This is a genomic window from Photobacterium malacitanum (genome assembly GCF_900185615.1).
Lineage (GTDB): Bacteria > Pseudomonadota > Gammaproteobacteria > Enterobacterales > Vibrionaceae > Photobacterium > Photobacterium malacitanum.
The window spans coordinates 955,100-971,032 of sequence record NZ_FYAK01000001.1; the positions used below are offsets into that span (position 1 = coordinate 955,100).

Annotated in this window: 14 protein-coding genes; 9 read left to right on the forward strand and 5 right to left on the reverse strand. The window is 40.8% G+C overall.

Going from position 1 to position 15,933, the window contains the following annotated elements:
- The first annotated feature begins 215 nt into the window (after window positions 1-215).
- The 4 genes from queC to cydX all read left to right on the forward strand — a co-directional run bounded on the left by queC (window position 216) and on the right by cydX (window position 4,275).
- Window positions 216-914 (forward strand): 7-cyano-7-deazaguanine synthase QueC, encoded by a 699-nt coding sequence (queC, locus tag PMAL9190_RS04250; RefSeq protein WP_087844055.1) that lies wholly within the window; start codon window positions 216-218, stop codon window positions 912-914.
- A 497-nt stretch (window positions 915-1,411) separates the two neighbouring features.
- Window positions 1,412-2,998, forward strand: coding sequence for a cytochrome ubiquinol oxidase subunit I (locus PMAL9190_RS04255; RefSeq protein ID WP_065166423.1), 1,587 nt, complete (start codon window positions 1,412-1,414; stop codon window positions 2,996-2,998).
- 18 nt (window positions 2,999-3,016) lie between these two features.
- Window positions 3,017-4,153 (forward strand): cytochrome d ubiquinol oxidase subunit II, encoded by a 1,137-nt coding sequence (gene cydB / locus PMAL9190_RS04260; RefSeq protein WP_087844056.1) that lies wholly within the window; start codon window positions 3,017-3,019, stop codon window positions 4,151-4,153.
- 14 nt (window positions 4,154-4,167) lie between these two features.
- On the forward strand, window positions 4,168-4,275 hold the full coding sequence (gene cydX / locus PMAL9190_RS04265; protein WP_060997036.1) for a cytochrome bd-I oxidase subunit CydX: 108 nt from the start codon (window positions 4,168-4,170) through the stop codon (window positions 4,273-4,275).
- 88 nt (window positions 4,276-4,363) lie between these two features.
- Here cydX and prmB read toward each other — a convergent pair whose 3' ends face one another.
- Window positions 4,364-5,296, reverse strand: a complete 933-nt coding sequence (prmB, locus tag PMAL9190_RS04270; RefSeq protein ID WP_087844057.1) for a 50S ribosomal protein L3 N(5)-glutamine methyltransferase — start codon at window positions 5,294-5,296, stop codon at window positions 4,364-4,366.
- A gap of 53 nt (window positions 5,297-5,349) precedes the next feature.
- On the opposite strand from prmB, the gene smrB reads away from it, so the two are divergent.
- Window positions 5,350-5,880 (forward strand): endonuclease SmrB, encoded by a 531-nt coding sequence (gene smrB, locus PMAL9190_RS04275; protein ID WP_065166426.1) that lies wholly within the window; start codon window positions 5,350-5,352, stop codon window positions 5,878-5,880.
- Here the strand turns inward: smrB and PMAL9190_RS04280 are convergent.
- Both PMAL9190_RS04280 and sixA read right to left on the reverse strand, forming a co-directional pair.
- On the reverse strand, window positions 5,877-6,236 hold the full coding sequence (locus PMAL9190_RS04280; protein ID WP_087844058.1) for a hypothetical protein: 360 nt from the start codon (window positions 6,234-6,236) through the stop codon (window positions 5,877-5,879). The two genes, smrB and PMAL9190_RS04280, sit on opposite strands and share 4 nt — an antisense overlap.
- A 12-nt stretch (window positions 6,237-6,248) precedes the next feature.
- On the reverse strand, window positions 6,249-6,722 hold the full coding sequence (gene sixA / locus PMAL9190_RS04285; RefSeq protein WP_087844059.1) for a phosphohistidine phosphatase SixA: 474 nt from the start codon (window positions 6,720-6,722) through the stop codon (window positions 6,249-6,251).
- Window positions 6,723-7,002: 280 nt separating this feature from the next.
- Here sixA and PMAL9190_RS04290 point away from each other — a divergent pair, with 280 nt between their 5' ends.
- Entirely contained in the window at window positions 7,003-9,768 is a 2,766-nt protein-coding gene (locus PMAL9190_RS04290) for an insulinase family protein (protein ID WP_087844060.1), read from the forward strand.
- Between the two features lie 213 nt (window positions 9,769-9,981).
- Window positions 9,982-10,263 carry a hypothetical protein gene (locus PMAL9190_RS04295; protein WP_087844061.1) on the forward strand — a complete coding sequence of 94 codons (282 nt, stop codon included), beginning with the start codon at window positions 9,982-9,984 and terminating at the stop codon, window positions 10,261-10,263.
- A gap of 81 nt (window positions 10,264-10,344) precedes the next feature.
- On the opposite strand, the gene fadJ is transcribed toward PMAL9190_RS04295, so the two are convergent.
- The gene (gene fadJ, locus PMAL9190_RS04300; protein ID WP_087844062.1) at window positions 10,345-12,447 is read right to left on the reverse strand and encodes a fatty acid oxidation complex subunit alpha FadJ; all 2,103 of its coding nucleotides are present in this window, start codon (window positions 12,445-12,447) and stop codon (window positions 10,345-10,347) included.
- The gene (fadI, locus tag PMAL9190_RS04305; RefSeq protein WP_087844063.1) at window positions 12,447-13,757 is read right to left on the reverse strand and encodes an acetyl-CoA C-acyltransferase FadI; all 1,311 of its coding nucleotides are present in this window, start codon (window positions 13,755-13,757) and stop codon (window positions 12,447-12,449) included. The genes fadJ and fadI overlap by 1 nt, the downstream gene beginning before the upstream one ends.
- A gap of 614 nt (window positions 13,758-14,371) precedes the next feature.
- On the opposite strand from fadI, the gene PMAL9190_RS04310 reads away from it, so the two are divergent.
- Together PMAL9190_RS04310 and PMAL9190_RS04315 are read left to right on the forward strand one after the other, a co-directional pair.
- Entirely contained in the window at window positions 14,372-14,935 is a 564-nt protein-coding gene (locus PMAL9190_RS04310) for a sigma-70 family RNA polymerase sigma factor (protein WP_087844064.1), read from the forward strand.
- Entirely contained in the window at window positions 14,928-15,665 is a 738-nt protein-coding gene (locus PMAL9190_RS04315) for a DUF3379 family protein (RefSeq protein WP_087844065.1), read from the forward strand. The genes PMAL9190_RS04310 and PMAL9190_RS04315 overlap by 8 nt, the downstream gene beginning before the upstream one ends.
- Window positions 15,666-15,933: the final 268 nt, after the last annotated feature.

Here is a 15,933-nt window from a genome sequence, read left to right on the forward strand (position 1 = left end):
GCACTTCGGTTGCTTAACTGCACATGGATTCCATATTTTGTTTATTTTTATGCCGCCCTCTTTTGGTGCGGCTTTTTTTTATCTACGCTATTTGTGATCGCTACTTTTCTATCGTCAACAGCTGGGTTAGCATAGCCCCTCATGTTAATAACACCATTATTAGCATGTTGTTGTACCGACTGTTTATCGGTAATCACTTATAAAGGATATTCATAATGACAAAAGCTGTTGTTGTTTTCAGTGGTGGTCAAGACTCAACCACTTGCCTAATTCAAGCATTAGCGCACTACGATGAAGTGCACTGTATTACGTTTGACTATGGTCAACGCCATAAATTAGAGATCGAAATTGCTGAGCATATCGCCAAAGATCTTGGAGTAGCAGCCCATAAAGTCATGGATGTAAGTTTATTAGGCGAGCTTGCGATTAGTTCACTAACCCGGGATAACATTGCTGTTTCGCATGAATTACAAGCCAATGGCTTACCCAACTCTTTTGTGCCTGGGCGCAATATTTTATTTTTAACCTTAGCCGGTATTTATGCGTATCAAATTGGGGCTGAAACGGTGATCACAGGTGTGTGTGAAACCGATTTTTCTGGCTACCCTGATTGCCGCGATGAGTTTGTACGTTCACTTAATCAATCGTTAGTGCTCGGTATGGATCGTCAATTTACTATCGCAACCCCATTAATGTGGCTTAATAAAGCTGAAACATGGGCACTGGCTGATCAGTATGGCAAATTAGACTATGTTCGTGAGCAAACTCTAACTTGTTATAATGGTGTCGTCGGTGATGGTTGTGGTGATTGTCCATCATGTGATTTACGTCGCATTGGTTTAGAAGATTACTTACAACACCAATCAACAGTGATGGCAGCATTAAAAGAAAAACAAGCACAGCATAAAGCGTAAAATAACATCGCTGATTAACTCACTCCATATTTTCTATGGAGTGAGTATTAAAACAATATTGTACGAAACAAATAACAAAATAACATATCAACAACACTTACTTTATTAAATATTACTGCTCTCCCCGCTTCTTTTAATAACACTTCAGTTTTTCTTAACCCCTAATAAATAAAAATAAAATAGTAAACAACACCCACTCTAATATATATTGTCACCAATTTACATTTACCATGCTAATTGATAACACAAAAAAACAATAACAATATAATATATTACATACACCTTGAAATACGTTTTTTAGATTGCAAAATACACGACTTAATATAATTAAACAGTGGTAATTTGTTGTTTATAATACGTTTCTATTTAATCACAGCTGTTATATTTATAATAATTATTGTTCACAAACAATGACCGAGCATAAATTTAACACCTAGTAATATAATATTAATTTTTAAAGTTTTATAAATTAATATTATAAATAAGGCTTTATTATTATGTTACACGATGTCGTTGATTTATCGCGATTTCAGTTTGCATTTACTGCAATGTACCACTTTATATTTGTACCATTAACGCTAGGAATGACGTTCTTATTAGCAATAATGGAATCAATTTATGTCATAACCGGTAAACAAGTTTATAAGGATATGACTAAATTTTGGGGGAAACTTTTTGCCATCAACTTTGCACTTGGTGTGGCGACAGGTTTAACCTTTGAATTTCAGTTTGGTACTAACTGGGCTTATTATTCTCATTATGTGGGTGATATTTTTGGCGTGCCATTAGCAATTGAAGCTTTGATGGCGTTCTTCTTAGAATCAACCATGATCGGTATGTTCTTTTTTGGTTGGGATCGACTTTCAAAACGCCAGCACCTTACAGTGACATGGCTAGTTGCCTTAGGTTCTAACTTGTCTGCATTGTTGATCCTGGTTGCCAATGGCTGGATGCAAAATCCAGTTGGTGCACATTTTGACTACCAAACCATGCGCATGGAAATGATCAGCTTCTCAGAGGTTATCTTTAACCCTGTGGCGCAAGTTAAATTCGTTCACACCGTCGCATCAGGTTATGTCTGTGGCTCAATGTTCGTACTGGGTGTGAGTGCATTTTACATGCTAAAAGGCCGTGATCTTGGCTTTGCCCGTCGCTCATTTACCATTGCAGCCTCTTTTGGATTAATGGCAATTATTGCAGTAATGATATTGGGTGATGAATCTGGCTATGAACTTGGTGATGTTCAAAAAACCAAGCTCGCTGCGATTGAAGCTGAATGGCATACCGAACCCGCTCCTGCTGCTTTCACTGCATTTGGTTTTCCTAACCAAGATAAGATGGAAACTGAATACGCGATTAAGATTCCATATTTAATGGGGATTATCGCAACCCGTTCACTGGATACTCAAGTGACAGGCATTAGTGATCTTAAAAAACAACATGAAGTGCGTATTCGTAACGGTATGGTTGCCTATGGGTTACTGCAAAAATTACGTTCAGGTGATAAAAATCCCACCGATATCGCCGCCTTTAATGAAGTAAAAGGTGACTTAGGTTATGGGCTGTTATTGAAGCCTTACACTAACAACGTTGTTGATGCGACACCAGAGCAAATTCAGCAAGCGACGAATGACTCTATACCGCGTGTATGGCCGTTATTCTTTAGCTTTAGAATTATGGTTGGTGCTGGCTTCTTAATGTTTGCCATTGTTGCTGCTGCATTTTTCCAATCATGTCGGCATAAAATCACGTCCAATAAATGGATTCTTAAAGCAGCGCTTTATGGCATTCCTTTACCTTGGATTGCGATTGAAGCGGGTTGGTTTGTGGCAGAATATGGTCGTCAACCATGGGCTATTGGTGAAATTCTACCGGTAAATATGGCGGCATCTCACTTAGCACCATCACAACTATGGTTCTCACTGGCGGTAATTATTGTGCTTTATTCTTTGTTCTTTATTGCAGAGGCTTACTTGATGGTGAAATTCGCCCGTTTAGGTCCGAGCAGTTTAAAGACCGGTCGTTATCATTTTGAACAACCGAATAATACCAAAGATGCGCTAACACATCAGGTTGAAGCATAAGCTGGGAGGCACAAAGTAATGTTTGATTATGAAAGCTTGCGAGTTATCTGGTGGGTATTAATCGGTGTGTTATGCATCGGTTTTGCAATTACTGATGGCTTTGATATGGGTGTTGGTATGTTGTCGCCATTTATTGGTAAGACCGATACCGAACGCCGCGTAATGATTAACGCCATAGCACCACACTGGGATGGTAACCAAGTGTGGCTTATCACTGCCGGTGGTGGCTTATTTGCAGCATGGCCATTAGTTTACGCGACAGTGTTCTCTGGTTTTTATGTGGTACTTATCTTGGCATTAGCATCGTTATGGTTACGCCCATTAGGGTTTGATTACCGCTCTAAGCTGCCTAATAGCCAATGGCGTAATTTGTGGGACAAAGCGATCTTCGTCGGCAGTATTGTGCCACCGATTGTTTTTGGTATCGTGTTTGGTAACCTGATGCAAGGTGTGCCGTTTGAGCTTAATGAATTTATGATTTCGACTTATCACGGGTCATTTTATCAATTATTAAACCCATTTGCGTTACTGTGTGGCGGTGTTAGTTTACTGATGATCATCACTCAAGGTGCAACATTCCTGCAATTGAAAACAACCGCGGCTATTCATGCTCGTGCACGTAATGTTGCCGTCATTTCGGCGATCTTAATGGCAATATTATTTGTTATTGCAGGTTTTGTTGCTCAAGGCATTAATGGCTATGTGATCACATCACAAGTATTACCCAATGCAGCATCCGATCCATTAACTAAAGAAGTTGCACGTCAAATGGGAGGGTTATTCACTAACTACCATAATCACCCTATTTTATGGATTGCACCAATATTGGCGGTTGTAATGCCATTACTAACAGCAATCTGTTCACGTGCAGATCGTGGTGGCTTTGCCTTCTTATGTTCAAGCTTAACCGCTGTAGGCGTGGTATTAACGTTTGGGTTTGCAACTTTCCCATTTATTATACCGTCAAGTTTAGATCCAAATGTAAGTCTAACTCTTTGGGACGCGACCTCATCAGAATACACATTACATATTATGACCATTGTGGCGTTTGTAATGGTACCGGTGATCTTGGCATACACCTCATGGTGTTACTACAAAATGTTTGGTCGTCTTGATACCAAATATATCGAAGACAATAAGACGTCACTGTACTAAGGAATAAACACACAATGTGGTATTTAGCGTGGTTTTTAGGTATTTTGCTCGCATGTTCATTTGCGATAATTAATGCCTTATGGCTTGAACAAGACACCAGTGATGATGAATTAATTAAATAATTCTAAGCGCACAAACATAAAAAAATCAGCCATAATCTATGGCTGATTTTTTATTGTTATTACCAGTATTGATTAAGCTTGGGGTTAATTAATCGCGGTAAAGAGCAAAATCTTCAGCACAATCAACTAGCTGCTCACGAGTTAACATAAACACGCCGTGACCACCATTAGCAAACTCTAACCACAAAAATGGAATATGCGGATATTGCTCTTCCATGTGGATCATTGAGTTGCCAACTTCACAAATCAAAATACCGTTCTCTTTCAGGTAATCTGGCGCATTAGCAAGAATACGGCGAACCAACTTTAGACCATCACTGCCTGCGGCTAAACCTAGCTCTGGCTCATGACGGAACTCTTCTGGTAGGCTGTCCATATCTTCTTGATCAACATACGGCGGATTAGTCACGATAAGATCGTATTTATCTTTTGGAATATCACGTAAAAGATCAGAACGAAGCGGAATCACTTGCTGCTCAAGACCATGATCCGTTATATTCTGTTCAGCAACAGCAAGTGCATCTGTCGAAATATCAACGATATCGACTTCTGCTTCAGGGAACATGTGCGCACAAGCTATACCAATGCAGCCACTTCCCGTACACAGATCCATGATCCGTGTTGGCTCTTGTTGTAAAAAAGGTTCAAAGCGGTTTTCAATGAGCTCGCCAATTGGTGAACGTGGCACAAGTACACGCTCATCAACAAAGAACTCCATACCGCAAAAGTAGGCAACATTCGTTAAGTATGAAACAGGTGTACGTTCATTGATGCGACGCATTACACGTTCAACAATGCGATGACGCTCACTGCTTGTTAAACGAGAATTACGCACTTCCGCTGGAACATCCAACGGTAAGTAAACTGTCGGTAGTACCAGTTGCACAGCTTCATCCCATGCATTGTCTGTACCATGACCGTAAAATAGGCCAGCAGCATTAAAACGGCTTACCGTCCAACGTAGCATGTCCTGCAATGTGTGAAGTTCGCTGACAGCTTCGTCGACAAAAATCTTATCCAAAATAGCCTCCGATAAACGCTACAATACCACTATACAATTGTTGGAATTTCATTATGAGTAATAAAGATTCACAGCTTGAAGATGATTTCAATCTCTTCAAGGCAGAAGTAAAAGGCGTAAAAAAGTTCACGCATGATACCATAATCGCGCCACGTCAACAGAACTCTAAAGCGGATAAAGCAAAAGTGATGGGCAAAGAGACCCAAAATCATGAGTTTTACTTCTCTGATGAGTTTGAGCCGCATCTTAGCGACACTGGCCCTACGCAATATGCACGTACAGGTGTGTCTAAATATGAAGTGAAAAAGCTTCGACGTGGTGTGTATGTTCCTGATATTTACCTAGATATGCATGGAATGACACAACTAGAAGCAAAACGTGAGCTTGCGGCAATGATTGCAGCGTGCATCAAAGAACATGTGTCATGTGCTTGCGTTATGCATGGTATAGGTAAACATATTCTCAAACAAAAAGCGCCAATGTGGTTAGCCCAACATCCAGATGTGATGGCGTTTCATCAAGCGCCACTAGAGTTTGGTGGCGCAGGTGCATTATTAGTGTTGATTGATATTCCTGAACGCTAATATCTCGGTTTTACCATATGGCCTACATTCACTACTTTACCATGGTTAAATAACGTCACTTCTCCTGTCTCGCAGACTTTTAGACGTTTTTTAACCGCGGTTTCAACGTAAAAGTACTCACAGTTATCATTACGGGCACTATCAATACGCGCAAAAATAACTAAGGGCGGAGCACCAACTTCATTGGAGTGGTTAACAAAGGTTAAGCTACTGCCCGTTTGTGAAACATGCATCCCCTCTGTGCGTCCATCAGACCACTTCACCATTCCGTTAGCAGACAGTCGCACAGGCTCGCCAACACTGCAGCCTGTCAGAAATAATAGTCCTATAGCGGTAACTATTGCTAATTTAGTCATGGTGGTTATCCATTATTTATGTGGCTGCTGTTGCCATAACAAGCTGCTGGTTCCCGTTTGAGGATCGTACTCAATCGCGGCAATCGCAGAGGTTAAAAACATTGGCGGTTGAACACCTGCGACCAATTCTGCGGTTAAATAGCCGACTAATGGCAGATGTGAAATCAATAACAATGATTGTGGTTGCTCTGTCTCAATGATCGCCTGAATATATTCAGCCACTGTTTCTGCATCACCGTAAGGCGTAATATCTTCAACACTGTCGACTCGTGTTGGAGACGGTAAGCTATCAGCCATTGCTTGCCACGTTTGTTGCGCACGTAAATATGGACTAACCCATACTCGATCCAACTCACCATTCAAATGTGATGCGAGTAATGTCGCCATTTGCTGTGATTGCGCAATACCGCGTGCGGTTAATGGGCGCTCAGCATCACTGGCTGCAAAATTTTCGGCTTCGCCGTGACGCATAATATATATTTGCATAGATATTCCGATAACCTCAGTTAAACAATCGCCATAGCCACTCTGGAGTTTGTTGGAGTGGGTCGATCATTATTACATGGTTTGATTATTGGCATAACCATAGAGTTTTAATTCTGTGGCTAAGCCTACTATTTAACGGCTTAATTGATTAAGTAATGACTAATTCATCATTTTGTTAACAAAAATGCGACCTAGATGTCATCTAATCGCATCTTCAATTTGCCAGCCTTAATATTGAGCGTCATACTTACTCTAAATCCCTCTAAAATAGGCTCTTCCTGTGCATACTAGCCCTAACGATCATAAGCAGTATCGCTACCTCACTTTAGCGAACGAACTTCGAGTACTGCTCGTTCATGATGCTGAAGCGCCTCGCTCTGCAGCTGCATTGTCTGTCGAGATTGGCCATTTTGATGATCCCATCGACCGTCAAGGCATGGCGCATTTTCTTGAGCATATGCTCTTTCTTGGCACTGAAAAATACCCACGTGTCGGTGAATTCCAAACCTTCATCAACCGTAATGGTGGCAGTAATAATGCGTGGACTGGCACTGAAAACACCACCTTTTTCTTTGAAATAAGTCCTCATGGTTTTGAAGAGGGCTTAGATCGTTTCGGCCAATTTTTTACCGCGCCATTATTTAATGAAGATGCGGTCGACAAAGAACGTCAAGCTGTTGACTCTGAATACAAATTAAAAATAAAAGACGACGTGCGTCGTTTATATCAAGTTCAAAAAGAAACCATCAATCAAGCCCACCCTTTTGCCAAGTTCTCGGTTGGTGATCTTACCACTCTTGATGACCGCAATGGCCAATCAGTACGTGACGATTTATTAGCTTTTTATCATCAACACTATTCAGCTGATGTGATGGGACTGGTGCTGTTAGGCCCACAATCGCTAGATGAGCTAGAACGCTACACTCAAGAGTTCTTTAGTAAAATTCCTAATGCTACCACTAAAAAATTAGCAATTGACGTGCCATTTGTTACTGAAAACGAGTGTCAGAAGTTCATTCAAATTGAACCTATTAAAGAGTTGCGTAAGTTAACATTATCGTTTGCACTGCCTTCGGTTGACGAACACTATCAAATCAAGCCGTTATCCTATCTTGCCCACTTATTGGGTAATGAAGGTAGCGGTAGCTTAATGGCGATTTTGAAACAACGCGGCTTGATCAATACCCTAACCGCTGGCGGTGGCGTGAGCGGTAATAATTTCCGTGAATTTACCATTGGTTTAAATTTAACCCCTAAAGGCCAGCAACATACCGATGAAATCGTGCAGTGTGTATTTGCCTTTATTGCGCTCATAAAGCAACAAGGGTTAAATAGTTGGCGTTATCAAGAAAAGAAATCAGTACTAGAGATGGCATTTCGTTATCAAGAGAAAAGCCGTCCACTTGATACCGTTAGTTATTTAGTTATGAACCTGCTGCATTACAACGCCGAAGATATTATCTATGGCGACTATATGATGGAAGGCTACGATCAACAATTACTTGAGCAATTATTAGCCTACTTTAGCGTCAGTAATATGCGGTTAACCTTAGTCGCACAAGGGGGTCATTACGACCGTGTCGCCGCTTGGTATGATACCCCTTACTCAGTAACGCCCTTTACGCCACAGCAAGTGGAAATGTGGACCAATATTAGCCTTGATCCAGAGTTATTATTGCCTGAGCCTAATATTTATTTATGCGAAAAATTTGAGCCTTTAGCGCTTGAGGCTGGATCAGACTTACCACCACAATTAATTCAAGATCTGCCAGGGTTTAGGCTGTGGCATAAACAAGAACATGATTTTCGCGTGCCCAAAGGCATTGTTTATGTTGCGATTGATAGCCCGCATGCCGTCAGTTCAACCACCAATATTGTCAAAACACGCTTATGTGTTGAGTTACTATTAGAAGCGATCAATGAATCAGCTTATCCTGCTGAAATTGCAGGTATGTCTTACAATCTTTATGCCCATCAAGGCGGTGTAACGCTACAACTTTCAGGGTTTAGTGAAAAACAGCCACAATTGATGCAATTGATTTTAGAGCGTTTTAAGCAGCGTAATTTTACGCAACAGCGGTTTGATAATATCAAAGCACAGATGTTACGTAATTGGCGCAATGCAGCAGAAGATAAACCTATTTCACAGCTGTTTAATCAATTAACTGGTTTATTACAGCCCAATAATCCGCCTTATCCGCATTTAATTGCAGCCCTAGAAACCATTACTATCGATCAACTACCGCCGTTTGTTGAAGCGATGTTTGCAGAGCTGCATATTGACACCTTCGTGTATGGTAACTGGATCAAAAAAGATGCATTGGCGCTAGCTGAAACCCTCAAAGATGCATTTCGTGTCACCGACCAACTTTATGGTGAATCACAACGACCGCTAGTACATATAGAAAACAGTGGCACATTAACCTATGAGTTAGATTGTAATCATGAAGATTCGGCCATCTTAATGTATTACCAATCACGCCAAACAACACCAAAGAAAATTGCGATTTATACCCTCGCAAACCATTTAATGTCGACCACGTTTTTCCATGAATTACGCACTAAACAACAACTCGGTTATATGGTAGGAACCGGCAATTTACCGTTAAATCGCCATCCTGGATTGATCTTATATATTCAATCACCCGTCGCTGAACCAAGTTATTTATCTGATGCTATTGATGACTTTACTAATGCCTTTGCATTGGTGCTTTTAGAGCTTAATGAAGCCCAATGGCAAGCCAGTAAAACAGGATTAATTGCACAAATATCAGAGCCTGATACTAACCTTCGAGCGCGAGCACAGCGATTCTGGGTCAGCATTGGTAATAAAGATGAACACTTTAATCAACGCCAATTAGTGATTGAGCAACTTAAAAAATTAAGCCGCGCCGATATGATTAAATTCATTGTCGATACCGTTAAGCCACGTACTGCTAATCGGTTGGTCATGTATTACACCGGTAAAACACATCAAGGTTCTGAGCCACTAACAATAGGTCAACCGATTGAATCTATAGAGGATTTCCAGAAAAACGCTTACTAAATAAAAAACCCTATTTATATTGAATAAATGGGGTTTTATTTTAACAGCTAACATTTAAGTAGTTTTATTATGATAAAAAACACTTTCATAACATTTCAGTAGCTAAGTAACTGTCCTCATAAGCATAATAATCATTATAAATATATTGCCATTATTGCAGAAACATACGGCATTAATTGCAAATAGCATTAAATTGATTAGAAGAGGATCGCCGTGACTCAACGATGTCCGCACTGCCAAATTGAAATAGATGCACCCAAGCTAAATGCATACGAAGATAACTTTGTTTGTCCTCATTGCGCCGCTACGTTATCTCATAGCCAAATTGATATCTTTTTTTATGCCTTTTGCTTTATTGCATTAGTCTCATTACTGCTGATCACTGTGGGCCACGTTAACACCTTTATTGCCCTCGTTGTCGCTGCGGTAAGCTATCGTTTCTGTCGCGGTAAGCTATTTGAGTCTCGCTTTCGTTTAATTCGCTGTACCTTTTAACATTCTCCATGACAGCCAAACGACACTCAACAAAAAGCCTGCATCAAAGCAGGCTTAATGGTTAATGTTGATTATAACGGCTTAATAAAACCGTTGCTGAGCTTGCGCCATCTCTACCAAATAATCACAAGGAGCAAAACGCTCACCATAAAGATCACTGTATTCGCGCATCATATCGACCACTAAATCGATACCTAAATGATCCATATAACTAAATGGCCCGCCAAGAAATGGAGGAAAACCGATACCAAATATCGCGCCAATATCCCCATCTCGCGCTGATTTGATCACCCCTTCATTTAAACAGCGTGCAGCTTCATTCAACATCATTAAAGTACAACGAACGGCAATATCAACTTCGGTTAATTGTTGCTGCGGCTCAACCCCTAATAAGGTATACACCGACTTATCGACTTCTTTGTTTTTGGTATTATACAAATAGAAGCCTTTACCACTTTTACGTCCCTTACGGCCATCTTGCTGTAACCATTCAAACATTGCTGGTGTAGCAAAACGTTCGCCTAGCTCAGCTGCTAAAATTGGACTAATTTTGGCACCGATATCGACCCCAACTTCATCAAGCAAGGTTATGGGTCCGACAGGAAAACCAAAGTTAAGTAACGCGTTATCAATATGCTCAATCGGCTCACCAGCCAATAATAGCTGCGCGGCTTCATTCATATAAGGCGCAAGAATACGGTTAACATAAAAACCGGCTTTATCTGCGACTACAATCGGCGTTTTGCCTTGTTTTTTGGCTAATGCAACCACGGTAGCAATCGTTGAATCTGACGTTGTTGCATGAGGAATAACTTCAACTAACGGCATTTTTTCTACCGGGCTGAAATAATGTAAACCAATAACATTTTCAGGACGTTGTGCCTTTTCAGCAATTTTATGAATCGGAATCGACGATGTATTAGTCGCAAAAATGGTTGTTTCTGAAGTATTGGCTTCGATTTCTGCAACCATCTGCTGTTTAAGTGCAATATCTTCAAACACTGCTTCAATCACCACGTCAGCATGCTTCACGCCACGATAATCCGTACCACCTGTAATACGTAACATTTGCTGTTGTAATTGTGGCTTACTTATAATTCTCCGCTGACGTTGCTTATTTAAAATAGCGTAGTTGTATGCTAATGCATGTTGAATACCGTCATTATTAATATCTTTAATTCGCACCGCATAGCCAGCTTTAATTGCTGATACATGCGCAATACCTCCGCCCATTAAGCCGCCACCAAGTACCGCTATGCGATGAATTGGGTTGGGTTTAGCTGTCGCGCCCGGTTCTTTTTTCATTGCGGTAGTCGCAAAAAAGATATTCCGTAATGCACGTGATTCAGCGGTCATCACTAACTCACCAAAGACCTTGGCTTCTTGCTCTAACCCTTGCTCAATACCTTTTTCTAAACCGTATTTTACCGTATCTAAAATCGCATCAATGGCAGGATAACAACCGCGCGCTTTTTGTTGGGCTTTTTTAGTTGCTTGCTCAAACACTACACTGCGACCAAAAGCATTACCCGCCATAGCCCAATCTTGAAATGAATGGGAACGTATCGGTTTTGGCGTTAACGCTACTTGCTCCGCGGCGTATAATAAAATACTTTGCGGAACCATTTGATCAACCAAACCTTTTTTCAAGGCTTGTTTAGCGCGAAGTTGTTTACCGGTTAGGATCAACTCTAAACTATGTGCGACACCAATCAGGCGCGGTAAACGTTGAGTACCACCAGAACCTGGCAATAAGCCTAATTGCACCTCTGGCAAACCAAGACGGGTAATCGCATCATCGCTACAAATACGGCTATGACATGCTAAAGCAAGCTCTAATCCGCCGCCTAAACACGGTCCGTGAATAGCTGCCACAACGTGAATCGGTAAATCTTCTAATGCAGAAAACAGCTGTTGGCCCTTAATAGCTAAAGCTTCGGCTTCGGCGGCAGTTTCGCAGTTAGCCAACATTTTAATATCAGCACCTGCAATGAAATTGTCGGCTTTGCCGGAATACACGACTAACCCTTTAAGATCTGTGTGAGTACTTAATTGTGTTAACACCGCACTGATTTGATCGCCAAAAGCGGCTTGCAGTGTATTCATTTTTTCATTGGCAACATCAATTTTAAGCCAGCCAATGCCATTTTCACCAAACGATAAACTAAATGCGGATTGGGTCATTATTCTGCCTCCAAAATCATTGCTGCACCAAGACCACCAGCTGCACAAGCGGTATTTAATGCAAAACCACCACCACGACGCTTTAATTCATGCAGTGTTTGAGTGATCATTCTTGCGCCAGTTGCCGCAAATGGATGCCCATAAGCAATCGAGCCACCAAGCACATTGAACTTATCCATATCAATGTCACCAATCGCATGATTTCGACCTAATTTTTGCTTCGCAAAGCGTTTAGAACCAAACATTTTAACGTTGGCTAAGGTTTGCGCTGCAAACGCTTCATGCATATCAATTAAAGTTAAATCACTCAGAGTTAATCCTGCCCGTTCAAGTGCCAGCGGGCTCGCATAAGCAGGTCCCATTAGCATATCTTCAACAACATCAATCGCAGCAAAAGCATAAGAACGAATGTAACCAAGCGGGGTTAGGCCTAATGCTTTAGCTCGCCCTTCACGCATGAGCAATATTGCCGCAGCACCATCGGTCAATGGGGTCGAATTTGCAGCAGTTACACTGCCATACAAGCGATCAAAAGCCGGATTCAGTGTTGCGTATGCTGCCAATGTGGAGTCTTGACGAACGTTATTATCTTGAGTAAGCCATTGTTGGTAAGGGGCTGGAAACGCGGTCATGACTTCATTGGCAAGTAAGCCATCACGCCATGCTTGCGCTGCTAACATATGTGAACGATGGGCAAAAGCATCTTGTTCTTCACGACTGATAGCATGACTTTTGGCCATTTGTTCTGCGGTTTGCCCCATGCTTAAGCCGGTTGAATATTCGGCAACAGCAGGAGGAACGGGCATTAAATCCTTAACACCTAATGCACTGATTAACTTCAATCGAGCCGGCATGGTTTTAGCTTTACTTAATGCCAACAGCGTCGCTGCCATTTTTTTGCTAACGCCAATCGGTAACAACGAGGTTGAATCTGCACCACCTGCGATACCAATATCAATCGTACCTGCCATGATACTTTCAGTGACATTAACTGCAGCCTGAAAACTGGTAGCACAAGCACGGGTTACACTATAAGCATCAGTATGAACGTTCATACCTGTACCGAGCACAATTTCACGGGCAATATTCGGTGCTTCAGGTGTTTGTACAACCTGACCAAATACAACTTGTTCAATTAACTGCGGATCAAAATCAGCAACTTGCAGCATTTCATTAACGGCGATTTTGCCTAAATCAAGTGCGGATAAACGTTCAAAGACTGTTGATTGCCGTGCGAATGGTGTCCGTAATCCACTAACAATAGCAATACGTTCACCGTTACGTGTAGTGATATTTTGAAGACCCGACATCGCAACTCCTTGTCACAATTATAATTAACCTCTAAATCAAGGTCAGACCACACAATTGTAACTACAAAGTTATAAAAATAAAACATTTGTTTAAATTTGCTGATTAGTTGGTTTTTTTAAGTAAAAGATATCGACATTAACAGCAGTTGTAGTATAAAAACATTCAATGCTATATCCATATGGGATTGGTAATCAAAAGGGTTGATTGCTAGGGAATAATAGCGACTCAATGTGTAGGCAAAAAAAAACCACACCCGTAGGTATGGTTAGAATTCACGCCGAAAATAATCAAATCAACGTAATAAAATAATCAATTAACATAAAGCCAATTGCAAATCAGGAAAATCCTGATAGGAGAAAGTAAAGTCAGCCTTCAAAAGGAAGTTGTCATCTTGCTCAACAGACGGTGTTAACTATTATTAAGTCATACGACCTAAACATAATTTCAACCATCAGATGACGCGACAACTATAACCTACCGTTAAAAACAGAATTTGAACCAGATCAATTTTAGTGCGGTTTATAGAACCTAGACCCCAAAAAACCACTGACATTACTCAAAAGTTATCAGGTGGCATCGTTTATTGATGCAATAACGCTAAACAGGCACATCAATGATAAAAAATATTTTTAGAAACAAAAAGTCTTCTGCCTCGGTCTGTTTAAATATGAACAAACAAAAACGCTACGAAGCGCTTGTTAGGGCTTGGCATCAAGACTTATATCGCTACGCTTATTGGCTATGCCACGATTCTCATATTGCCGAAGATTTAGTGCAAGAAACATGTCTGCGCGCCTGGAAATCACTTGATAACTTACAAGATGATAACGCTGCCAAAGCATGGCTTATCACGATTCTACGACGAGAGAATGCCCGTCGATTTGAACGTAAACAATTTGATTTAGTCGATATTGATGATCATCATATTGCAGACACCAATCCCAGCGTTGAAATGGATACCGAACAATATTTATTACAACGATTAATCATGAAACTGACACCTGAATATCGAGAGCCGCTGATTCTACAAGTGATGGCTGGATTTAACGGTGATGAAATCGCAGGGATTCTAAATCTTAATCGCAATACGGTAATGACACGGCTATTTCGTGCTCGTAATCAATTAAAAGAACAACTTGAAAAAAAACCGACTCAACGAGGGAATCATAATGGATGATCTAGAATTTCGTCGCCGCTTACTGGCAGATCCTAATGATAATGATCCTGAGCTGATTAAAACCAAAAATCAGTCTACTGCCAATCGTCATTTCTCAAATGAATTGCAGCAGCTAGATCAACAATTAAAACAAGCTTTGAATGTTGAGATACCAACGAATCTTGCTGATAGGATTCTATTTCATCAATCCAGTCAGGCACAGCCACCAAAACAATCTCATTATAAGCGCTATATTTCTTACGGATTGGCAGCGTCGGTGATGTTTATGGTTGGGGTTATGGTAGGACAACAACAGCCTTTTTCGTCGGTATCGCCTACACAACATGTTTATACTCCGGCATCAATGTCTAGTATCGCTTTGCAACACGTCAACGCTGAAGCGCAATTTGTGAACCAAACCGATGAAGCGGTTACCTTGCAGCAAGTTAATGCTAAATTGAAACCTTTTGGTACTAGTATGAATCAACTACCTGGTCATATTTATTATCTAAATTATTGTGGTTTTGATGGCAACCGTGCTTTACATATGGTTGTTGGTACTGATAAAGGAAAAATGACGGTCTTTATCGTGCCGCAAACAAGTACACAAATGGCGACAGATAGCGACAGTACTAATCAAAGTTTATTATTACCCCTGCAAGATGCTAGCTTAATTGTGGTTGGTGACAAAGGTGAAAAGCTGATGCCAATCGCCGAAAAACTCAAATCTGAACTCTATTGGCAAATCTAGCCCCATAAGTCCCTTCGATATCCAGCTAAAAATTCGATATTGGTAATTAAGTATCGATTTTTAGCTGCGATTTATAGTGTCAACTGTAACGAAAACTGCAATAAATCAGCGTAAAATGATACCAAATGAACTCAAAAGTTCGCTATAACGTATTTTTTACTGCCTAAAGGACTGGTCAGCTTTGATGGTGCCCTTTCCCCCCCTACAATCGTCGCCAATCAGTCATATATAGACTGGAATAATAAATATAAATACATGATCAGGAATC